Raw genomic sequence first — 18,170 nt, 5'->3', positions numbered from 1 at the left:
AATGGGTCTCGAGTACGACTTTGATATTGTAACGATTGCACAGGACGAAGTGGAGCCAGCTCAGGCGGACACAGTAGCTTTGCAAAATGGGAAGACGCGGGCCCGAGCCTTGTTCCGCGACTTTCAGACGGCAGAAGCCCTGCGCGACACGTCACCGAATATCCGCAAAATGTTTGTGGACGCCGGGTTCGATTTTGAAACCCGGAGCAGCAGTTTGCCCAATGGTATCTACCGGGCAGAAGACGAGGATTTGCGAAACCTCGTCATCCAGCGCCTTTTTGCCAATATCAAGGCCACGGGCCTGGCGGGCGAGTATTGTGGTGAATTTGATTTGTGGGCGTTTCTGAACGGCATCAAAACCGCCCGCCCACAAGGAAAACGCCGCCGAAAACCACCAATACAGTTGCTGCCCTACATTCAGCCTGAACCGGAAAGCGCACCGCAACCGGTGCCGCCCAAACGGCGGACGCTGCCCTGGCGCATTGGAATCGCGCTGGGTCTGGCTGTGCTGTTGATTGTCTTGCTCAGATTTTTGGCAGCAGCCGGCGCGACGCCTTAGATCAGGGTGACGCCGGCCTTGTGCATCGCGCTTTCCGCCGCCTTCAAGGATCCGTCCAGATCAATGGCGCGACAGGCCGCCATCCTGACAGTCACGCCAAATCCCAGACGCGCCGCGTCAAGTGCTGAAAATTGAACACAAAAATCAGTGGCCAACCCGACAAGCGTCAGTTTGGTGATGCCACGGGTGTTCAGATACCCCTCCAGGCCGGTGGGTGTTTTCTGGTCGTTCTCAAAAAAGGCCGAATAGCTGTCGACGGCAGGGCGAAATCCTTTGCGAATGATCAAATCTGCATCGGTTCTGAGCTCCGCATGAAACGCGCTGCCCTGGCTGCCCTGAATGCAATGATCCGGCCACAAAACCTGGGGGCCATAAGGCATTTCGACCGATTCAAATGGGTTCCGTCCGGGATGCGAACTTGCAAATGACGAATGCCCCTCCGGGTGCCAGTCCTGGGTCAGAATGACCGCGTCGAAATCGTCCATCATGTCATTTATTGGGACAACCACTTCGTCGCCGCCGGGAACAGCAAGCGCGCCGCCGGGGCAGAAATCGTTCTGAACATCGATCACGATCAGGGCATGAGTCATGCGGACCTCCTTCCGTCGATCTATCGGTAGGCGGGCAGATGGGGGGCGTCAATCCGTTCTCTTGCGACTCTGCGCGGGTGGTATTAGATCGCGCGCATGTACACAATCGCCGCTCTCTATCACTTTACCCGATTCGCCGATCACGCCGCACTGCGTGAGCCATTGCTGGGACTGTGTCAGGCGCAGTCCGTCAAAGGAATCCTGCTACTGGCGCAAGAAGGGATCAATGGCACAATTGCAGGCCCGCGAACCGGGATCGATGCTGTTCTGGCCCATATCCGCGCCCTTCCGGGCTGCGCCGATCTGGAATGGAAAGAGGCTTCGTCGGATCACCCGCCCTTTGGCCGGATGAAAGTGCGCCTTAAGAAAGAGATCGTGACAATGGGCCAGCCGGATGTCGATCCGCAGGCCCGCGTCGGTCACTATGTCGAACCTGAAGACTGGAACGACCTGATCCGCTCGGATGACGTTGTACTGATCGATACGCGAAACGACTATGAGGTGGCGATCGGCACTTTTGAGGGCGCAATAGACCCTAAAACAGCCAGTTTTCGCGATTTTCCAGATTGGTGGGAGGCGAACAAGGACCGTTTCCACAACAAACGTGTCGCCATGTTCTGCACTGGTGGTATCCGATGCGAAAAATCCACCAACTACCTGCTGGGACAGGGGGTCGACGATGTCTATCACCTGAAAGGTGGGATTCTGCGGTATCTCGAAGAGGTTCCGGCCGAAGACAGCACCTGGCAGGGGGAATGTTTTGTGTTCGACAACCGTGTCTCAGTCGGGCACGGGTTGGTCGAAGGGCCGCATAACCTGTGTCATGGCTGCCGACGCCCGATTCTGCCGGATGACACGAAGCGGCCGGAATACGAGCATGGCGTTTCATGCCATCATTGCATCGGTGAGACCTCGGAGGCGGACAAGATGCGCTTTCGCGAACGGCAGAAACAGATTGCACTGGCCCGCGCCCGTGGGGACGCGCATTTGGGCGCAAACTGATCGCCACGCGTTAAGGGTTGTCGATTTCCGCCGGAACGCTGATGATCGCGCATACGCAACTGTCCGGAACACCCATGTCGACCGAACCAAGAACGCTGGAAGAATGGAAATCGACTTTGGCCGCCGCCTTCGGGCTGGTTCTGGTCAGCTTTCTGGCCTGGTACGCTCTTTCCAGTCTCAACGAGGCCACGGCAGGGAACACAATTGGCACGATTGCTTCGGGCGCGCTGGTGCTGTGGCTGATCTCGCAGACCTGGTACTACATGACTCAGGTCACGTCTCCCCGTCGTCAGCTGTTGTTGATGGGAATATCGTTCATACAGGTGGTGCCGTTCCTGTTCGCTGCGGTTTACGGCGCGTTCGGCTATTATGACCTGTGTGTTGTCGGCGCAAAAGGTCCGGCCGATGTGCTGTATTTCTCCTATGTGACTTTCACGACCGTTGGGTTTGGAGACCTGAAGCCCGCCGGTCTGTGCCGCGGCCTGGCAGTGGCCGAGGCGATCACCGGCTACATTCTGCTGGGCCTGTTCGTGGCCGCGGCAGTTGGGCTGTATGGGCGCGAACACAACAGGCATCCGCACTGACCCCTGATTACCCTCGCAACAGAGTCTATTTGTTGCTGTCAATCCACTGCGACATGCGTTGCTTGTCGCGAAAGCACTCGGAAGGAATAGGCCGGCGTTTGCTGCGTGAAATACGTTCTGCAAAGGCCACCTGCTTGCCTGTCGGGTAATTGGCGAAGGGTGAAGGATCGTTAGGTTTGTGTGCCGAAATCCAGTCCGACATTGATTTTCGGTCCCGCTGCGCCTCAACCGGAATTTCCAGAGCAGACTTTTCCGCAATGGCACGGGCATAGCGCATCTGCCGGTCCGTCACCGGCAGCATGTGATAGTCGTTGCTGGGCGCATCAAACCAGCTTTGGCGGGCAGCGTTGGTCATAGCTCGAAAACCTCCGTTCAACATGAGAACAAATATAGAACATTTTAGGAACTTTTCAAGATTTCCGCTGACCGGCTTCTGATTGAGCCGATATTTGTCCAGCCTGTCCCCTCGCCATGCGAGCAATTTGGCGCGTTTTTTTTGCGTCCAATGGAAATGAAGGAACGATTCGGTGTGAATTCAACCCATGTTCGGTCACGTCGCCGATAGTGGCAGGTTGAACGGCGACAATGCGCGCGAATTGTATTGCGCCCGGATCGGCCCGTTTTTGATCAGTCTGCTAAATGAAAAAAGACCGGAGCTCTCGGTTTCTCGAAATCTCAGACTCTGTACATCAAGATCAATCGACCGAGAAAGTGCTGCCGAAAAGGCAAGGAGAGATTAAGCCCGGTAAGACTAAAGTTACCTTTCCCACGGCATTACAGTGCTGTTTGTGATCGAACAGCCGATGCGTCTATTCCCTCGAACCACTCATGCAATCGTGGGCAGTGGCTTTCGTTAGGGATCAAGCGCGGCAAGCAACTCGGCAATCTTTTGGCGCGTATCTTCACTATCTTTCAAAAGATATGCCGCATCTGCCAGCGGTTTGGCCGGGTTTCGTGCTGGTTGTTTTGCCAAAGCCCGCGTCGTTGCGGCAATCTTTGCGAACTGCCCGTTTTGATCTGCTGTTTGATCTGTCAGATTGGCCAGCCAGAAATATCTATCGGCTTCATTCAGCGTCCCAAGCTTCTTCGATAGTTCACCGGCTTTTACGAAATCTCCGACAGTACGGGCCGCCTCAATCCGAAGAAGGTCGGCTTGAACGCTATCATCGTCGGCAAGCTCGAGCATGGCTTGATGAGGACGCCCGCCCAGCAAGGCCGCGCGAGCCCTCAGACTTGCACGCTCCGACCGTTTGATACTGTCTTGCGGGCGGCTGGCGAAGAAATGGGCCTTTGACGCAAACCCGAGCGTCGCCAACCGATCGGAAAGTGCGATGGCGGTTTCGGTGCTCAGATCCGACACGAAGTCATCCGCCAAGCCTAGGGTTCGACGCAGGAATGTCACGTCATCCGAGCGTTCCGCCACCATCAACATAACCTGGTTCAGCGTTCCCGCCCTGCCTTCACCCGCAGGCAGGCTTTCGGCAAGATCCACCGCCGCATCGTACTGGTCACTCAGGCTCAACGCCACTGCATGGGCCTGCATCACCATTGACCCAATTTCGGATCTCCGGAACTCCCGCACATATGCCGCCGCCAGATCGACGTCCTGAGCCGAGACCGCACCCCTTTCCCCCCAGCGTTTTTCTATCAGTTGCGCCAGCGCCAGCGGGGCTTCCAGCACGGCATCTGGTGACGAGATGACTTCGTTCAGTAAAGCCTCTGTTTGCGGGTCATCCCCTTCAGCACTGGCAACCGCAGCTTTCGCGCGACTGACCTCAGGCCGGCTTTCGGGCTCAACTCTGTCGATTGTCCGCAGGATCCGCCGCGCCGCCTCAAGTTTCTGGCCTTCCACCAGGATATTCGCCAATGAAGGGCCGAAGTGGCGCTGAAGATGGTTTGGCAGGCGCGGAAAAGCTTGTTCAATGGCCTTCAGATCAGCGTCGGCCCGCAATGTCTGTTCACTTAATACCGACCAGAGCGCGGCGTCACTGGCGCACCCTTGAAGATCTTCGAACGGGTTCGGTTCCGCGACTGTCTGATCGTCAATGATCCGGGCAATGGCCGCGATCCGGTCCCCATCGGAAGATTGCGGGCTGGTCAGATCCAGCACCTGTAAAGCCTCGATTCCGAAACCGTGGAAAGCGTATAGTTTTGCCAGCTTAATGACAGTTTCCGAATCCACACGATCAAACTCTTCAAAGAGTCCGACTCGCAGATCGGCTATCTGTTCGGAAAAGGAACGCCCCTCTGACCAGCTATCAAACCCGATTTCCGCGCGTGTCAGGCAGGGCGGGCGCGATGGCACCGGTGGAATGTCCGGCACCGGAAAGCCCGGCAAGTCCTCCAGCACTGACGAAACCCGGAAGTTCGGCTCCAGGTCCGGCAAATCTTCCAAATCGTGAACCTCAGGCACCCGGCGCGGTCCCTGACCGGCAAGGTTCAGGTCAAGGATGTCGCGATCCGCGCCTTGCACGAACCGCGTAGAAAGCCGTTCTTCTATTCTTTGCAATCCCTGTTCAAGAAGCGGCAGTGCAAATGGCTCTGGCGCCCGGTCAGACGCGGATTGTTCTTGCTCGAAACCCTGCGAGATGTCTGGCAAGGACACCAACAATGGGCCAAGTGGTGGCAGGATATCCACCGGGGCAATATCGATGACGATCATCGTGTTCTGATACAGAAAGGCGGACGCGGCACAGTCGCACCCGAATTCCATGTCCAGTTCGGCACCGGGCTGCGCCTGAGAAAGCGTTCTCAAACGGGCGCTTGAGAGTCGGGCAAAGACAGACCCTGTTTCAAACCTGACATCGTCAATGGTCACCTTCAGACGCGCACCGTTCTTTTTCTGGGTCAAAGCCCACTCGGTTCCATGAGGCACCTGCGCGACAAGCCGCGTGTGCCCGTCATGTTCGCCGGATCGAACCGTGACGGATTGTGCCGCGGCACAATTGGCGACCACGAACAGAGAAATAGCGAGAAGAGCACCCCGGATCATGCCGCCGCCTGTTTGAGTTCCTTCAGCGCATCCTCCAGTTCGGCAAAGCCGGGGCGGTTGTGCGTTGGCGTGTTTTGTCGTCCGACTTCAATACACATTGCAGCGTTATGGTTGTGCAGGTTGGCAACCAGAACCTCTTTTGTCAGTTGGTAGAAATGGTTGTCCTCCTCGACCACGGCTTTCAGTTTCCCCGCGAACGGTCCGACCAGGCCATAGGCAAGAAAGACACCCAGAAACGTGCCGACCAGGGCGCCGCCGATCAGCTTTCCCAGAACTTCGGGTGGCTGGTCGATCGATCCCATCGTCTTGATCACACCCAGAACCGCCGCGACAATTCCCAATGCTGGCAGCCCGTCCGCCACGGTCTGCAACGCGTAGCTGGAATGCATGGCATGGTGGAAATTGGCCTCCATCCGTTTTTCCAGCACTTCTTCCACCTGATGCGGATCGTCATAATTCATGGCCGCTGATCGCATCGTGTCAGAGATCAGATCCACCGCTTCCCGGTCTGCCTGAATTTTCGGATATGCGGAAAACAAAGTAGAGTTTTCGGGTTCTTCTATATGCTGTTCAACCTCGACCGGGTTGGCTTTGGCCATGCGGATCAGGGAAAACAACAGGCACAGCAGGTCGCGGTAATCCTGCGGTTTCCATTTGGGTCCCTTGAATACCTTTCCCATGTCTTTGGCGGTATGCTTGACTGCGCTCATGTCGTTGCTGATCAGAAATGCCCCAACAGCGGCTCCGCCGATCATCATCATTTCAAAAGGCAATGATTTCATAATGATAGCCATCTTGCCGCCAGCTGCGAGATAACCGCCGAAAACCATGACGAAAATGACGATGATTCCTACAAGTCCGATCATCTGCGTTCTCCGGCAAAATGTGTTTTGGGTGCGACCAATAGTTTCATCATTCTTCGGGGGCCGAAGCGTTGCGACCTGCCATCACGACGCTCACCGTGTAGGCGACCTCGGGTGGGAGCCCGGAAAGAATGCCGGCCGCAGCATCGGAAGGCATTCGGGCCAGAAAACCTGCAGAGAACACCGGGTCCATAGTTTCGAATAATGCGGCGGCGTCTTTCGGCTTCATGCTTTGGTACATGTCCGTAAGCTTGCTCAGATCGCTTTCGGCGGCTGTGTCGGCGATGGCCAAAGTGGCTCGCAGGTCCTGTTCTGCCTGCTGCAGGGCAATCAGGCGGGATTCGATGGCCTGATCTGCTATTTCCAAGGCCTTTTCCCCTATTCAGAAGGGTGTTTTCACGTTGTACCAGCTGTTCTTCCCGGCGAAGCAGTTCGGTCAGCAGAACCTGAACATCCGGTGCCTTTTGAGAAGCAGGTTGCAGCAGTGGCTGAGACGGGTCGGCAGCCTTTGCAAGGGCGGGGCCGGCTTCCAGACCCAATCGGATCACAGCGGACCCGACCATCAGCAAGGAAATCACAGTCAATACTCCGCCACGAGACCGACCCCGCCTGCTTGGCGTTTTTCGTTGTTTCATGGCGTAGCCTCGCCTGATTTGCGGGCATGCCTGAAAAACATCAGACCTTCCGGGTTACCCTTAGGCTGAGGTGCGACCACGATATCCTCGTGTTTCTCCGTATCCGGTTGTTTTGTGGGACCCTGTGGCGCCGGGGTCTCCGAATCCACCGCCGGTTCAACCGCGGAGTTTTCTGGCTCGGCTTCTCTGGGCCCAGGGTCTTCCGGATCCGGGCCAACGTTGCCCTTGTCCGGGATAATATCATGCATCGAGGCCATCATCAGTTCGAGCCGCCCGGCTACGGACTCGGCACGCTGGGTCAGCTCCTGTAAAGCAACTCCGGACTGATCGGAGGCAGACCGGGCCGACTCAAGCGATCTTTTTAGCGCGTCCGCCTGCGAGGACAGAACCGCCACGGCACCACCGACACCCCGCTCCAGATCAGTGAATTTCCGGAGCCGCCGCGACAGCACAAAACAATACAGACCGGCGCCAAGAGCGCCTGCAACAAGCAAAATATCCGCAATCAGCTCCAATTTCGCCTCCTAATTCAGTACAAATTCCATCACCAGAACATCGCGGACGCGCCCTTTGCCCACGACAATTTCGATACGTCGCAGCAGGTGTCCCCGGATGCGGATCAAGGCCAGCGAATCCTCCAAATCTTCGACTTCGATCGCGCGGAGATAACCATTGAGAACGTCCATGATGCGGGGCTTCATCTTTTCGACATCACCGATGTAGGGTGCATTCACTTCAAGCTGGGCATGAAACCTCAGATGACGCGAATCGCCGACATCCACCGAAATGATCGCGGGTGGCAGGTCGACAAAGCCAATCTCGGGCACTGCTTCGGCAGAGATTTCAGCCATTTCCTCATCGGATTCGGTACGGTCGTCACCAAGCGGTAGCAGGCCGGACGTTGCCAGATAATACCCGCCGGCCGTACCGAGCACGGCCAAAACCGCCCCGACTATCAGGCCTGTTTTACCGGGTTTTACCGATGCTTCGCTTTCTTCAGCCGTTGCGTCAGCCATGGCGTCCTCATCCATCCGTTCGGCCACCGTCATAACCCCGCAGTGACTAACCGATTGTTAAGGGCAATCGTCCAAACAGAGGTTGCGCCGGGCAGAATGTCGGCGAGTCGGAGGTGAGCGTGCAGCAGATCGGAACTGTCTGGGCAAATTTGGACAGGCGTAAGCAAATTGTCGTCGCCGGCGCGGTGGTGCTGGTTTTTCTTGGGGTTCTTGCCATGTCCCGGCTGGTGACGGCACCGTCGATGACATTGCTATACGCCGGACTCGAAAGTGGGGCCGCTGGCGATATTGTCCGGGCTCTGGATCAGCGCGGGGTTGCATTCGAGATTCGCGGTGGTTCGATCTATGTCCCCGGAACGCAGCGGGATGAACTGCGCATGACGCTCGCCAGCGAGGGGTTGCCTGCAAACGGCAATCGCGGGTACGAACTGCTCGACTCGCTTAGCGGGTTCGGCACCACGTCGCAGATGTTCGATGCCGCCTACTGGCGCGCCAAGGAAGGTGAGCTTGCCCGGACCATCGTCGGCAGTGCCTATGTCAGTCAGGCCCGTGTTCATATCGCCAACAGCTCTTCCAACCCGTTCCAGCGCCGCGCCGCGCCAACAGCATCGGTGTATCTGGTGCCTTCGGGTGGTCAGATTACGGCAGATCAGGCCCGTGCCATTCGCTTTCTGGTGTCGTCGGCGGTCAGTGGCCTGACCCCGGAAAACGTGGCGGTTATCGATTCAAACGGAGCGGTGATCGGCGCCCAGGAAAGTCAGGCCGCGGCAGACACGGCTTATGACAAGGCCCGAACCCTGCGCGAGCGGGTTTTGCGCCTGGTCGAGGCCCGCGTTGGTGCGGGAAACGCAGTGGTCGAAGTCAGTGTCGATACGGTGACAAGAACTGAATCGATCCGCGAACGCCGCATCGACCCTGAAACGCGCGTGGCGATCAGCACGGATGTAGAAGAACGTTCAGACAGTGCGCGAAACCAGTTCTCGGATGTGACCGTCGCGTCGAACCTTCCGGATGGCGACGCGGCGGGCGGTGACGAATCTAACTCCACTGCGACCCAGACCCGGGAACGGGTGAATTACGAAGTGTCCGAGACCGAACTGGAAGTGCATAACGCCCCTGGTGCGGTCAAAAGACTGACAGTGGCAGTTCTCGTCAACGGTTCCAGGGAAGTGACGGATGAAGGGGCGGAAAGCTTTGTGCCACTGCCGCAGACCGAGCTGGACGCGCTTCGCGAGCTGGTCGCGTCTGCCGTTGGTTTCGACGCTGCGCGGGGCGACGTGATTACACTCAAATCGATGGATATGCCTTTGATAGAGCCGCAAGGAGTGCTGGTTTCCGGTTCCTTCTGGCCGAAACTCCATCTGGACGCCATGTCTCTGATTCAGATGGCGGTGCTGGCGATTGTCTCTCTGATCCTGGGGTTGTTTGTCATCCGCCCGATTCTGACAAAGCCGGTTGCGGCCGCCGCGCTTTTGCCTGCGGACCGTACGCTCGAGACAGAGGCCGCTCCATTTCTTGTTGGTGAAATCGCGACGGCGGATGGGGCAGAGTTTGCGCAAATACTCGGTCAGGCGAAGCAGGCAGAGGTTCCCGCGCTGGGGTCGCCTGCCGGCGCTGACCCGGTTGACCGCTTGCGCGCAATGATCGGTGAAAAGCAGGAAGAAACCGTCGAAATTCTGCGTAGCTGGCTTGAAGAAGGTGAGGAGGCTGTGTGATGTCCATTGCCCATCTTCTCGAAGACTTCTCGGCACAGGCCAGTGGTGCTCAGGTGCATCTGCTGGACGAGGAGGCATTGGAAGAGCATCGCCTTGCCGCATTTGAACACGGCTACAAGGCAGGTTGGGAGGATGCCCTGACCGCGCAGGAGCAAAGCCTTGATCAGGCGTCCGCTGCGCTGGCCGCGTCGCTTGAAGACATGTCCTTCACCTATCACGAGGCGCTGAACCGGATGTCGCTGTCACTTGAGACGATGTTCGAGGGGCTCGTCCGTCTTGTTCTGCCAGAAACGCTGGAGCGGGGCTTTGGTACCCGTCTGGTGGAGCAGTTGTGCGAATTGGCTGGCGAGCAGATCGGTCAGCCTATGCAAGTACTGGTTCCTGTGGGGCAGGCGGATGGTGTCGGTGCTCTTGTGCCGCCGGGTCTGAGCCCACCCCCAAAAGTGATCGAGGATTCATCGTTGGAACCGGGGAAGGCGCGGCTGCAGGTTGGCATGTCGCAGCAGGAGGTGGATTGCAACGCCTTGCTGGCGTCGATTTCCAACGCATTCGACGCTTATCTGTTCGAGGCAAGAAAGGGATTGTCAAATGAGTGAAAATCAGACCCTAAATAATGGCAAATCAAATCCGTTTGAAACCGTCCCGATCGAAGTGACGGTCTCGGTCGGTCGGGCGCGGCCATTGATCCGCGACCTGCTGGCGTTGGGCGAAAACGCGGTACTGACCCTGGACAAGCGTATCGAGGATCCCGTTGACCTGTATGTTGGCGACCAGCTGGTTGCGCGGGGGCTTCTGGAAGAATTGGAGGGCGATCAGGCCGGTCAACTGGCCGTGCGCCTGACCGAGATATCGGACCTTCAGCGCGGGATCGGTTGATGCGTCCGCTGGTCTGGCTTGCCTTGGCGCTGGCGCTGCTGACCCCGTCTTTGGCGGCGGCGCAGGATGTGACCTTGTCGCTGGGTGAGGGTGGATCGATCTCGGCGCGCACAGTGCAGCTGATCCTGTTGATCACCGTGCTGAGTCTGGCGCCCGGACTGGCCATCATGATCACCTGCTTTCCGTTTCTGGTTACGGTTCTGGCCATATTGCGATAGGGCATCGGCCTGCAGCAGTCACCGCCGAACATGTTGATTGTCAGCTTGGCCCTGTTCCTGACCTATTTCATCATGGAGCCGGTTTTCACCGAGGCCTGGGAAACCGGAATACGCCCGATGGTTGAAGAGACAATGGATGTGGAACCGGCGCTGGAACGTGCGTTGGTTCCATTTCGCGCCTTCATGGCCGCACGACTCGACCCGGACACGTTTCACGCCATGGCGGCCCTGCGTCCGGGCGGCGACACGATTGCGCTGTCGCCGGACGCGCCGGTATCGGTTCTGATGCCGTCTTTCATGCTGTCGGAAATTGCGCGGGCCTTTCAGATCGGATTTCTGATTTTCCTGCCGTTGCTGATCATTGATCTTGTGGTCGCAGCGGTTCTCATGTCGATGGGCATGATGATGGTTCCCCCGGCTACCGTGTCACTGCCGTTTAAACTGTCCTTTTTTGTGATCGCTGACGGGTGGTCCCTGATCGCAGGCGCATTGGTGCGCAGTTACGCGATCTGACATGAACCACTATTGACGTGTGATGTGCAGGCGGGCGCGCAATCCCTGTTCTCCGGCCTCGAAGCTAAGTGTCCCACCATGCTGTTCGGCGATGGTTGCGGCGATCGTCAGGCCCAGGCCATAGCCGTCAGAGGATCCGATATTCGACCCGCGCCGGAACGGTGCCATCAGTGCCTCGATATCCGCGGCGGTCAGGTCGGCGCCTTTGTCCTCGACCGTGATGGTGGCCGTCTGCGCATCTGTCGCAAGCTCGACCTCGGCCTGCCGCCCGTATTTCAGCGCATTGTCGATCAGATTGGTCAATGCGCGTTTCAGCGAAATTGGCCGCCCGATAACCAGAATGCGCCGCGTTTCGGGCATCGAGCCATGGCCGCGGCGCGACATGAAAACCGAACGCCCGCCTTCGACCAGAACCGGGGCGGCCTGTTTCAGGGTGACGGGCCGGTCCATGTCCTGGTAATCGGCCACCACGGATTCAACCAGCGCCGTCAGCGAGATCTGACGTGGTTCCTCGACACTGAGTTCGGACCGTGTCAATGTCAGGACGCTTTCGATCATTCCGGTCATCTGGTCCACGTCAGCCTCGAGTTTCTCGCGCAGGTCGCGGTCGGGGATCAGGGCGGCGCGCAACCGAACGCGCGTAGCCGGTGTGCCCAGATCGTGACTGACGCCAGACAAGACAATGGCGCGCTTTTCCAGCTGCGCCCGTTCCGCATCAAGATGGTCGTTCACGGCCTCGACGATTTCGCGCAGTTCGCCGGGACCCTCGGTATCGTAGCTGTTCGGCCCGCCGCGCCGCTTTCGGTCGCGCAGTGCGTGTGAGAACCGGGTAAATGTGTCGCTGACATTCCCGACCGAAGTGAGAAGGATCGCCAACGCAACAACGGCCACCAGAATTGCAGGCAGCCGGAGATCAGCTGGTGCGGCACCGCAGCCCCAGACGTCGGTTCCGTCCACCATCTGCCACGCACTGCGCCCAAAGCGGGCGATCAGAACCGGTTCGCTGCAATAGGTCGCCAGCAGCCGGGTCAGGCTGCCCATCTTTTCCGGCCCAGTCTGATCACTGCCCGAGAGAATGTCCGAAACGGGGTAAACCAGGCGGTCAGACATGACGGTCAGGGTCAGTTCGCGCCCGCTCAGCGGGGCGGAACTGTCGGTGAAGATCGACAGGTTGGTGACAAAACTGCGGTCCGACATGCCGGGCAGTTGTTCGAACCGGCCGACCTCGGCCAGGGCGGCGCTTGGCACGGGCAATCGGGTTATCGTGATGCCGGAGGGCGGGGTTTTGCCGACACGCAGGTCCTCATAGACCGCGAAGCCCGCAACTTGCGCCCGCGTCAGGAAGCCCTCCCACGCCTGCGCAGACGCAAACCACAGTCCGGCTGAAACCAAACCGGCGGAAAACGCGGCGATTGTCCAGATCCAGCCCAGGCTGCGCAGACGCAACGCAGGCCTGTTCATGCGTCCTCTTCCACCGAAACATCCGTGGCAAAGACATATCCCAGCCCCCGTTCGGTCCGCAGCATTTGCGGTTCTTTGGGATTGGCCTCGATCTTCGAACGCAGACGTCCCACCAGCATATCGATGGCGCGGCCCTGTGCCTCGCTCTTGTCGCCATCACCGGTGACGTCCAACGCTGCGGCGATCTCGCCCCGGGTCAGCGGGATATGCGGATTGGCCAGCAACACCTTGAGCAATGCGCTTTCGCGCTGAGAAAGGGGCACCAGATAGCCCTCGGGCGAAAAAACCTCGTCCCGTTTGCCGTCATATACCCAGCCTGCAAAGCGAAAGGTCCGGGTGCGGCGCCGATAGGCCAAAGACGGCGTGCGCCGAGTCCGCTGCATCACGGCCCGCACCCGCGCCAGCAGCAGATGCGGGTTGAAAGGCTTGGCGATATAGTCGTCCGCGCCCACCTCGTACCCGGCCATGCGCTGATGATCTGCGGACAAGGCGGACACGAATATGATCGGGACATCCTGTTCGCGCCGCAATCGGGCGCAGATGTCCACGCCGTTCTCATCCCCCAGCATGACATCGAGCAGAATAAGGTCGATGCGCCCCGAGGACATGTGCGTGCGGATTTCCATGTCCGAACTGGCGGGAAGTGCGATGAACCCGTTCTGTTGCAGAAACTGGGTCATCATCGACCGCATTTCCGGGTCGTCATCCACCACCAACAAGCGCGAAATGGTCACGCTTCTCCTCCCTGTCACGGTTTCTGTCCGGCTCGCCAATTGTAACGAACGGCAACAGATTCAAGTCCAACGTAACAGGCTGTAACAAATGGTGGGAAAAATTCCACCATTGCCGGGATTTACCCCGGATAATCATTGCCAGACGGCCATCCGCTATTCGTAGTATCGCGCATCGCCGCCGGTCCGGTGGCTAAAAAAGTATCTGGGAGGATCCCTTTATGAAACGTTTTGCATTGTCCGCAGTTTCGACTCTGGCTGTGGTCGCAGGCACCTCGGTTACGGCCGAGCCGCAGGCCGAAGTTCTGCACTGGTGGACATCCGGCGGCGAGGCCAAATCGGTCGCCGTTCTGCAGGAAGAATTCGCCTCAAATGGCGGTACCTGGACTGACATGCCCGTTGCCGGCGGCGGTGGTGATGCGGCAATGACCGCGCTGCGGGCCCGTGTTCTGGCCGGTAACGCTCCGACTGCAGTTCAGTTGAAAGGCCCGGCCATTCAGGAATGGTACGAAGAAGGCGTTCTGGCTGACATCTCGAACGTGGCCGAGGCCGAAGGCTGGGCGGATGTCCTGCCCGCGTCGATCGCCGGTCACATGATGTGCGAAGGTACATGGTGCGCCGCTCCTGTGAACGTTCACCGCATCGACTGGATCTGGGCGAACGCTGACGTGCTGGCTGCCAACGGCATCGAAATGCCCACGACATGGGAAGAGTTCAACGCTGCAGCCGAGAAACTGCAGGCCGCCGGTGTGATCCCGCTGGCCCATGGTGGTCAGTCCTGGCAGGACGCGACCGTGTTCGAAGCGGTTGCTTTGGGTCTGGGTGGACCCGAATTCTATAAGAAGGCCTTTGTTGATCTGGACCCTGAAACGCTGACCTCGGATACCATGGTTCAGGTCTTTGACCAGATGCGCACCCTGCGCGGGTTCGTGGACGAAAACTTTTCGGGCCGTGACTGGAACCTGGCCACCGCCATGGTCATGAACGGCGAAGCGGCGTTTCAGATCATGGGTGACTGGGCCAAGGGCGAATTCCTGGCGGCTGGCAAGAAGCCCGGCGAGGACTTCCTGTGCGCCTCGACCCCCGGCGACGGTTATCTGTACAACGTCGACAGCTTTGCCATGTTTGACGTGGAAGGTGACGACAAGCGCGCCGGTCAGGAACTGCTGGCCAAGCTGATCGTTGCGCCGAACTTTCAGGAAGTGTTCAACCTGAACAAAGGCTCGATCCCGGCCCGTACGGATGTTGCACTGGATGCGTTCGACATCTGCGCGCAGATTTCGGCCGAAGACATGGGCTCGACCTCGGCAGGAGGTTCTCTGCTGCCGTCTTACGCGCATGGTATGGCTCTGCGCGGTGCGCAGGCTGGTGCGATCACCGACGTTGTGACCGCGCATTTCAACTCGGATATGTCCTCGGCTGACGCGGTTCAGCAACTGGCGGACGCGGTGGCAAACAGCTACTGATCCAACACGCTCTGCCCCCTATACTGCGGGGCAGAGCATCTTTCCCCGGAGGAAAAAATGTCCGAATGGCTGGAAAACCACCTGCCCAAGGTGGTGCTTACACCGTCGTTCATCGCCGTATTGATCTTTGTCTACGGATTTATCGGATGGACCGCGTGGGTGTCGCTGACCCGATCGAAACTGTTGCCAAAATACGAGATCAAGGGCTTCATTCAATACGAACGCCTGTTCGACTCGCCCCGTTGGGATACGGCGATCAACAACCTTTATATCTTTGGCGCGCTGTTCATCGTGATCGCGATGATGCTGGGCCTGTTGCTGGCTATTCTGCTGGATCAGAAGATCCGCGTCGAAGGGGCCATTCGCACGATCTACCTGTACCCCATGGCGCTGTCGATGATTGTGACCGGTACCGCGTGGAAGTGGATCCTCAACCCGGGCCTGGGTATCGAGGCGATGGTGCAGGGCTGGGGCTTTCCGAACTTCGAATTCGACTGGCTGGTGAACCCGGATTACGCCATCTACACCATCGTCATTGCTGCGATCTGGCAGAGCTCGGGCTTTGTCATGGCGCTGTTCCTGGCCGGTTTGCGTTCGGTGGATGGTGAGATCATCAAGGCCGCGCAGGTCGATGGTATCCCCACATGGCGCATCTATACGGCGATTATCATCCCCTCGATGGCCCCGATCTTCCTGTCCGCCTTCATCGTGCTGGCGCACCTTGCGATCAAGAGCTTTGACCTTGTCATCGCCCTGACGGGTGGCGGTCCGGGCTACGCGACCGATCTGCCCGCAACCTACATGTACGCCATGGCGTTTTCGCGTGGCGATATCGGTCAGGCGGCTTCCTCTGCGATGATCATGATGCTGGTCGTCTTTGCGATCGTGGTTCCCTACCTTTACTCAGAGCTGAGGGCGAAAAATGACTGATCTGTCGATGCCCCAAACCCAAACCCGCACCCAAAGTGCCACCGGCAAGATTGCCCTGCGTTGGCTGCTTTATGTCCTGCTGGGCCTGTTCGCGCTCTATTACCTGATGCCGCTTTTCGTGATGTTGACCACATCGCTGAAAAGCCTTGAGGAAATTCGCACGGGCAGCCTGATTTCCTTACCGCGCGAGGTCAGTTTTGAGGCCTGGAAAACCGCGTGGTCCGGCGCCTGCACTGGTATCCAGTGCGAGGGTCTGCGGCCCTATTTCTGGAACTCGGTCCTGATCGCGGTGCCCGCAGTGGCCATCTCGACCCTGCTGGGCGCGCTGAACGGCTATGTCGTGGCGCAATGGCGGTTCAAAGGCGCGAATATCATCTTCTCGCTGATGCTGTTTGGCTGCTTCATCCCGTTTCAGGTCGTCCTGCTGCCGATGGCGCGCCTGTTGGGCATGATGGGGATTGCCGGGACCATTCCGGGCCTGATCTTTGTGCACGTGATCTACGGGCTGGGCTTCACCACGCTGTTCTTCCGCAATTACTATGTCACCATTCCGTCCGAACTGACCAAAGCGGCTCGGGTCGACGGTGCCGGGTTCCTGCGGATCTTCTGGTCGATCTTCCTGCCGCTGTCGCTGCCCATCATCGTGGTGACCGTGATCTGGCAGTTCACCCAAATCTGGAACGACTTCCTGTTCGGCGTGTCGTTCAGCCAGGCGGGAACGCAGCCCGTGACCGTGGCGCTCAACAACATCGTAAACTCCACCACCGGCGTCAAAGAGTACAACGTCGACATGGCTGCCGCGATCATCGCGGGGCTGCCGACGCTGCTCGTCTATGTCGTTGCCGGTAAGTATTTCATCCGCGGCCTGACCGCCGGTTCCGTGAAGGGATAACCCATGGCTCCCATCCTCGATATCAACAACCTGTATAAGAATTACGGTGCGACCGAGATTCTGAAGGACATCAACATCTCGATCGAACCGGGCGATTTCCTGGTGCTGGTCGGCCCCTCGGGCTGCGGCAAGTCCACCCTGTTGAACTGCATTGCAGGTCTGGAGCCGATCTCGGGCGGCACCCTTTCCATCGGTGGCAACGACATGACCCATGTCAGCCCCAAGGATCGCGACATCGCGATGGTGTTCCAATCATACGCTCTGTATCCGACCATGACTGTCGCCAAAAACATCACCTTTGGTATGAAGGTGCGAGGCGTCGACCAGGCCACGCAGGACGCGAAACTGAAAGATGTCGCGTCACTGCTGCAAATCGAGCAGTTGCTGAACCGTCGTCCCAGCCAGTTGTCTGGTGGCCAACGTCAGCGTGTGGCGATGGGGCGGGCGCTGGTGCGCGATCCCAAGCTGTTTCTCTTTGATGAACCCCTGTCCAACCTTGACGCCAAGCTGCGGGTCGAGATGCGGACCGAGATCAAGAAGTTGCACCAGACGCTGGATGCCTCAATCGTCTATGTGACCCATGATCAGATCGAGGCGATGACGCTGGCCACCAAGATCGTCGTTCTGAAAGGCGGCATCGTGCAGCAGATCGGCAGCCCGGCCGAGATCTACAACAATCCGGCCAACCTGTTTGTCGCTGACTTCATGGGCTCGCCCGCGATGAACCTGATCCCGGCCAAAGCATCGAACACTGGGTCAGGCACCCAGATCGCTATCTCGCGCGGAGCGGGCGAGACGCTGGTGTTGAACGATGCCCGCGACTTGTCCCTGCCAACGGATGTGATCCTTGGCCTGCGCCCCGAGGATATCGCCGAAGCAGGCTTTCGTGCCGGAGCGGGCGTACAGGAGGCCGCGTGCATGGTCGATATGGTCGAACCGGCAGGCGCGGACACTTATGTGGTCTCGGAACTGGGCGGCAAACAGGTCACGGCGCGCCTGCATGCGGAAACCAGCGCACAGGCTGGTCAGATGCTGAACCTGGCCTTCGACATGAGCAAAGTGTCTTATTTCGCCGAAGAGACCGGCGAACGCCTCAACTGAAATGAAAAAGCGCCGCGCGAGTGTTT

At 58.5% G+C, this 18,170-nt stretch carries 18 protein-coding genes and 2 pseudogenes; 11 read left to right on the top strand and 9 right to left on the bottom strand.

Translation table 11 applies throughout. The annotated features are described in order from the left end of the window. Positions 1-109: 109 nt before the first annotated feature. Complete coding sequence (locus tag ACR0J8_RS14180; RefSeq protein ID WP_480890787.1) at positions 110-559, top strand: hypothetical protein; 450 nt, start codon at positions 110-112, stop codon at positions 557-559. On the opposite strand, the gene pncA is transcribed toward ACR0J8_RS14180, so the two are convergent. Next, complete coding sequence (gene pncA, locus ACR0J8_RS14175; RefSeq protein ID WP_480522989.1) at positions 556-1,149, bottom strand: bifunctional nicotinamidase/pyrazinamidase; 594 nt, start codon at positions 1,147-1,149, stop codon at positions 556-558. The genes ACR0J8_RS14180 and pncA overlap by 4 nt on opposite strands. Before the next feature lie 96 nt (positions 1,150-1,245). On the opposite strand from pncA, the gene trhO reads away from it, so the two are divergent. Beyond that, entirely contained in the window at positions 1,246-2,151 is a 906-nt protein-coding gene (gene trhO / locus ACR0J8_RS14170; RefSeq protein ID WP_480890784.1) for an oxygen-dependent tRNA uridine(34) hydroxylase TrhO, read from the top strand. Positions 2,152-2,192: 41 nt separating this feature from the next. Continuing rightward, complete coding sequence (locus tag ACR0J8_RS14165; RefSeq protein ID WP_480522987.1) at positions 2,193-2,735, top strand: ion channel; 543 nt, start codon at positions 2,193-2,195, stop codon at positions 2,733-2,735. 25 nt (positions 2,736-2,760) lie between these two features. Here ACR0J8_RS14165 and ACR0J8_RS14160 read toward each other — a convergent pair whose 3' ends face one another. The 6 genes and pseudogenes from ACR0J8_RS14160 to ACR0J8_RS14135 form a co-directional block, all read right to left on the bottom strand. Beyond that, positions 2,761-3,090: a hypothetical protein gene (locus tag ACR0J8_RS14160; RefSeq protein ID WP_170612952.1), complete on the bottom strand. Its 330-nt coding sequence runs from the start codon at positions 3,088-3,090 to the stop codon at positions 2,761-2,763. Positions 3,091-3,588: 498 nt separating this feature from the next. Further along, positions 3,589-5,727 carry a hypothetical protein gene (locus tag ACR0J8_RS14155; protein ID WP_480890780.1) on the bottom strand — a complete coding sequence of 713 codons (2,139 nt, stop codon included), beginning with the start codon at positions 5,725-5,727 and terminating at the stop codon, positions 3,589-3,591. Beyond that, positions 5,724-6,593 carry a flagellar motor stator protein MotA gene (gene motA, locus ACR0J8_RS14150; protein WP_480890778.1) on the bottom strand — a complete coding sequence of 290 codons (870 nt, stop codon included), beginning with the start codon at positions 6,591-6,593 and terminating at the stop codon, positions 5,724-5,726. The genes ACR0J8_RS14155 and motA overlap by 4 nt, the downstream gene beginning before the upstream one ends. Positions 6,594-6,639: 46 nt before the next feature. Continuing rightward, positions 6,640-7,225, bottom strand: a pseudogene (locus ACR0J8_RS14145) (MotE family protein). Continuing rightward, complete coding sequence (locus ACR0J8_RS14140; protein ID WP_480890775.1) at positions 7,222-7,740, bottom strand: hypothetical protein; 519 nt, start codon at positions 7,738-7,740, stop codon at positions 7,222-7,224. Before ACR0J8_RS14140 ends, ACR0J8_RS14145 begins: the two are co-directional and overlap by 4 nt. A 9-nt stretch (positions 7,741-7,749) precedes the next feature. Further along, on the bottom strand, positions 7,750-8,241 hold the full coding sequence (locus ACR0J8_RS14135) for a flagellar basal body-associated FliL family protein (RefSeq protein ID WP_480522982.1): 492 nt from the start codon (positions 8,239-8,241) through the stop codon (positions 7,750-7,752). 119 nt (positions 8,242-8,360) lie between these two features. Between ACR0J8_RS14135 and fliF the strand changes: the two genes are divergently transcribed. The 4 genes and pseudogenes from fliF (at position 8,361) to fliP (ending at position 11,563) form a co-directional block, all read left to right on the top strand. Then, positions 8,361-9,956, top strand: coding sequence for a flagellar basal-body MS-ring/collar protein FliF (fliF, locus tag ACR0J8_RS14130; RefSeq protein ID WP_480890773.1), 1,596 nt, complete (start codon positions 8,361-8,363; stop codon positions 9,954-9,956). Continuing rightward, positions 9,956-10,552 carry a FliH/SctL family protein gene (locus ACR0J8_RS14125; protein WP_480522980.1) on the top strand — a complete coding sequence of 199 codons (597 nt, stop codon included), beginning with the start codon at positions 9,956-9,958 and terminating at the stop codon, positions 10,550-10,552. The genes fliF and ACR0J8_RS14125 overlap by 1 nt, the downstream gene beginning before the upstream one ends. After that, positions 10,545-10,832: a FliM/FliN family flagellar motor switch protein gene (locus ACR0J8_RS14120; RefSeq protein ID WP_480522979.1), complete on the top strand. Its 288-nt coding sequence runs from the start codon at positions 10,545-10,547 to the stop codon at positions 10,830-10,832. Before ACR0J8_RS14125 ends, ACR0J8_RS14120 begins: the two co-directional genes overlap by 8 nt. Beyond that, positions 10,832-11,563, top strand: a pseudogene (fliP, locus tag ACR0J8_RS14115) (flagellar type III secretion system pore protein FliP). Before ACR0J8_RS14120 ends, fliP begins: the two are co-directional and overlap by 1 nt. 9 nt (positions 11,564-11,572) lie before the next feature. Here fliP and ACR0J8_RS14110 read toward each other — a convergent pair. Both ACR0J8_RS14110 and ACR0J8_RS14105 read right to left on the bottom strand, forming a co-directional pair. Then, positions 11,573-13,024, bottom strand: coding sequence for a sensor histidine kinase (locus ACR0J8_RS14110; protein ID WP_480890768.1), 1,452 nt, complete (start codon positions 13,022-13,024; stop codon positions 11,573-11,575). Next, positions 13,021-13,758, bottom strand: a complete 738-nt coding sequence (locus tag ACR0J8_RS14105; RefSeq protein WP_480522977.1) for a response regulator transcription factor — start codon at positions 13,756-13,758, stop codon at positions 13,021-13,023. Before ACR0J8_RS14105 ends, ACR0J8_RS14110 begins: the two co-directional genes overlap by 4 nt. A gap of 218 nt (positions 13,759-13,976) precedes the next feature. Here ACR0J8_RS14105 and ACR0J8_RS14100 point away from each other — a divergent pair, with 218 nt between their 5' ends. Genes ACR0J8_RS14100 through ACR0J8_RS14085 form a run of 4 tightly spaced genes read left to right on the top strand, consistent with a single transcriptional unit; the run spans position 13,977 to position 18,144 of the window. Continuing rightward, positions 13,977-15,221 carry an ABC transporter substrate-binding protein gene (locus tag ACR0J8_RS14100; RefSeq protein WP_480522976.1) on the top strand — a complete coding sequence of 415 codons (1,245 nt, stop codon included), beginning with the start codon at positions 13,977-13,979 and terminating at the stop codon, positions 15,219-15,221. Between the two features lie 57 nt (positions 15,222-15,278). After that, positions 15,279-16,151, top strand: a complete 873-nt coding sequence (locus ACR0J8_RS14095) for a carbohydrate ABC transporter permease (RefSeq protein ID WP_480522975.1) — start codon at positions 15,279-15,281, stop codon at positions 16,149-16,151. Continuing rightward, on the top strand, positions 16,144-17,043 hold the full coding sequence (locus ACR0J8_RS14090; RefSeq protein WP_170444061.1) for a carbohydrate ABC transporter permease: 900 nt from the start codon (positions 16,144-16,146) through the stop codon (positions 17,041-17,043). The genes ACR0J8_RS14095 and ACR0J8_RS14090 overlap by 8 nt, the downstream gene beginning before the upstream one ends. Before the next feature lie 3 nt (positions 17,044-17,046). Further along, the gene (locus ACR0J8_RS14085; RefSeq protein WP_480522974.1) at positions 17,047-18,144 is read left to right on the top strand and encodes an ABC transporter ATP-binding protein; all 1,098 of its coding nucleotides are present in this window, start codon (positions 17,047-17,049) and stop codon (positions 18,142-18,144) included. The last annotated feature ends 26 nt before the right edge of the window (positions 18,145-18,170 follow it).

It is taken from the genome of Ruegeria sp. N11 (genome assembly GCF_056531525.1).
The sequence above is the reverse complement of the archived record's forward strand: the minus strand, read 5'-3'. Positions and strand labels throughout refer to the sequence as shown.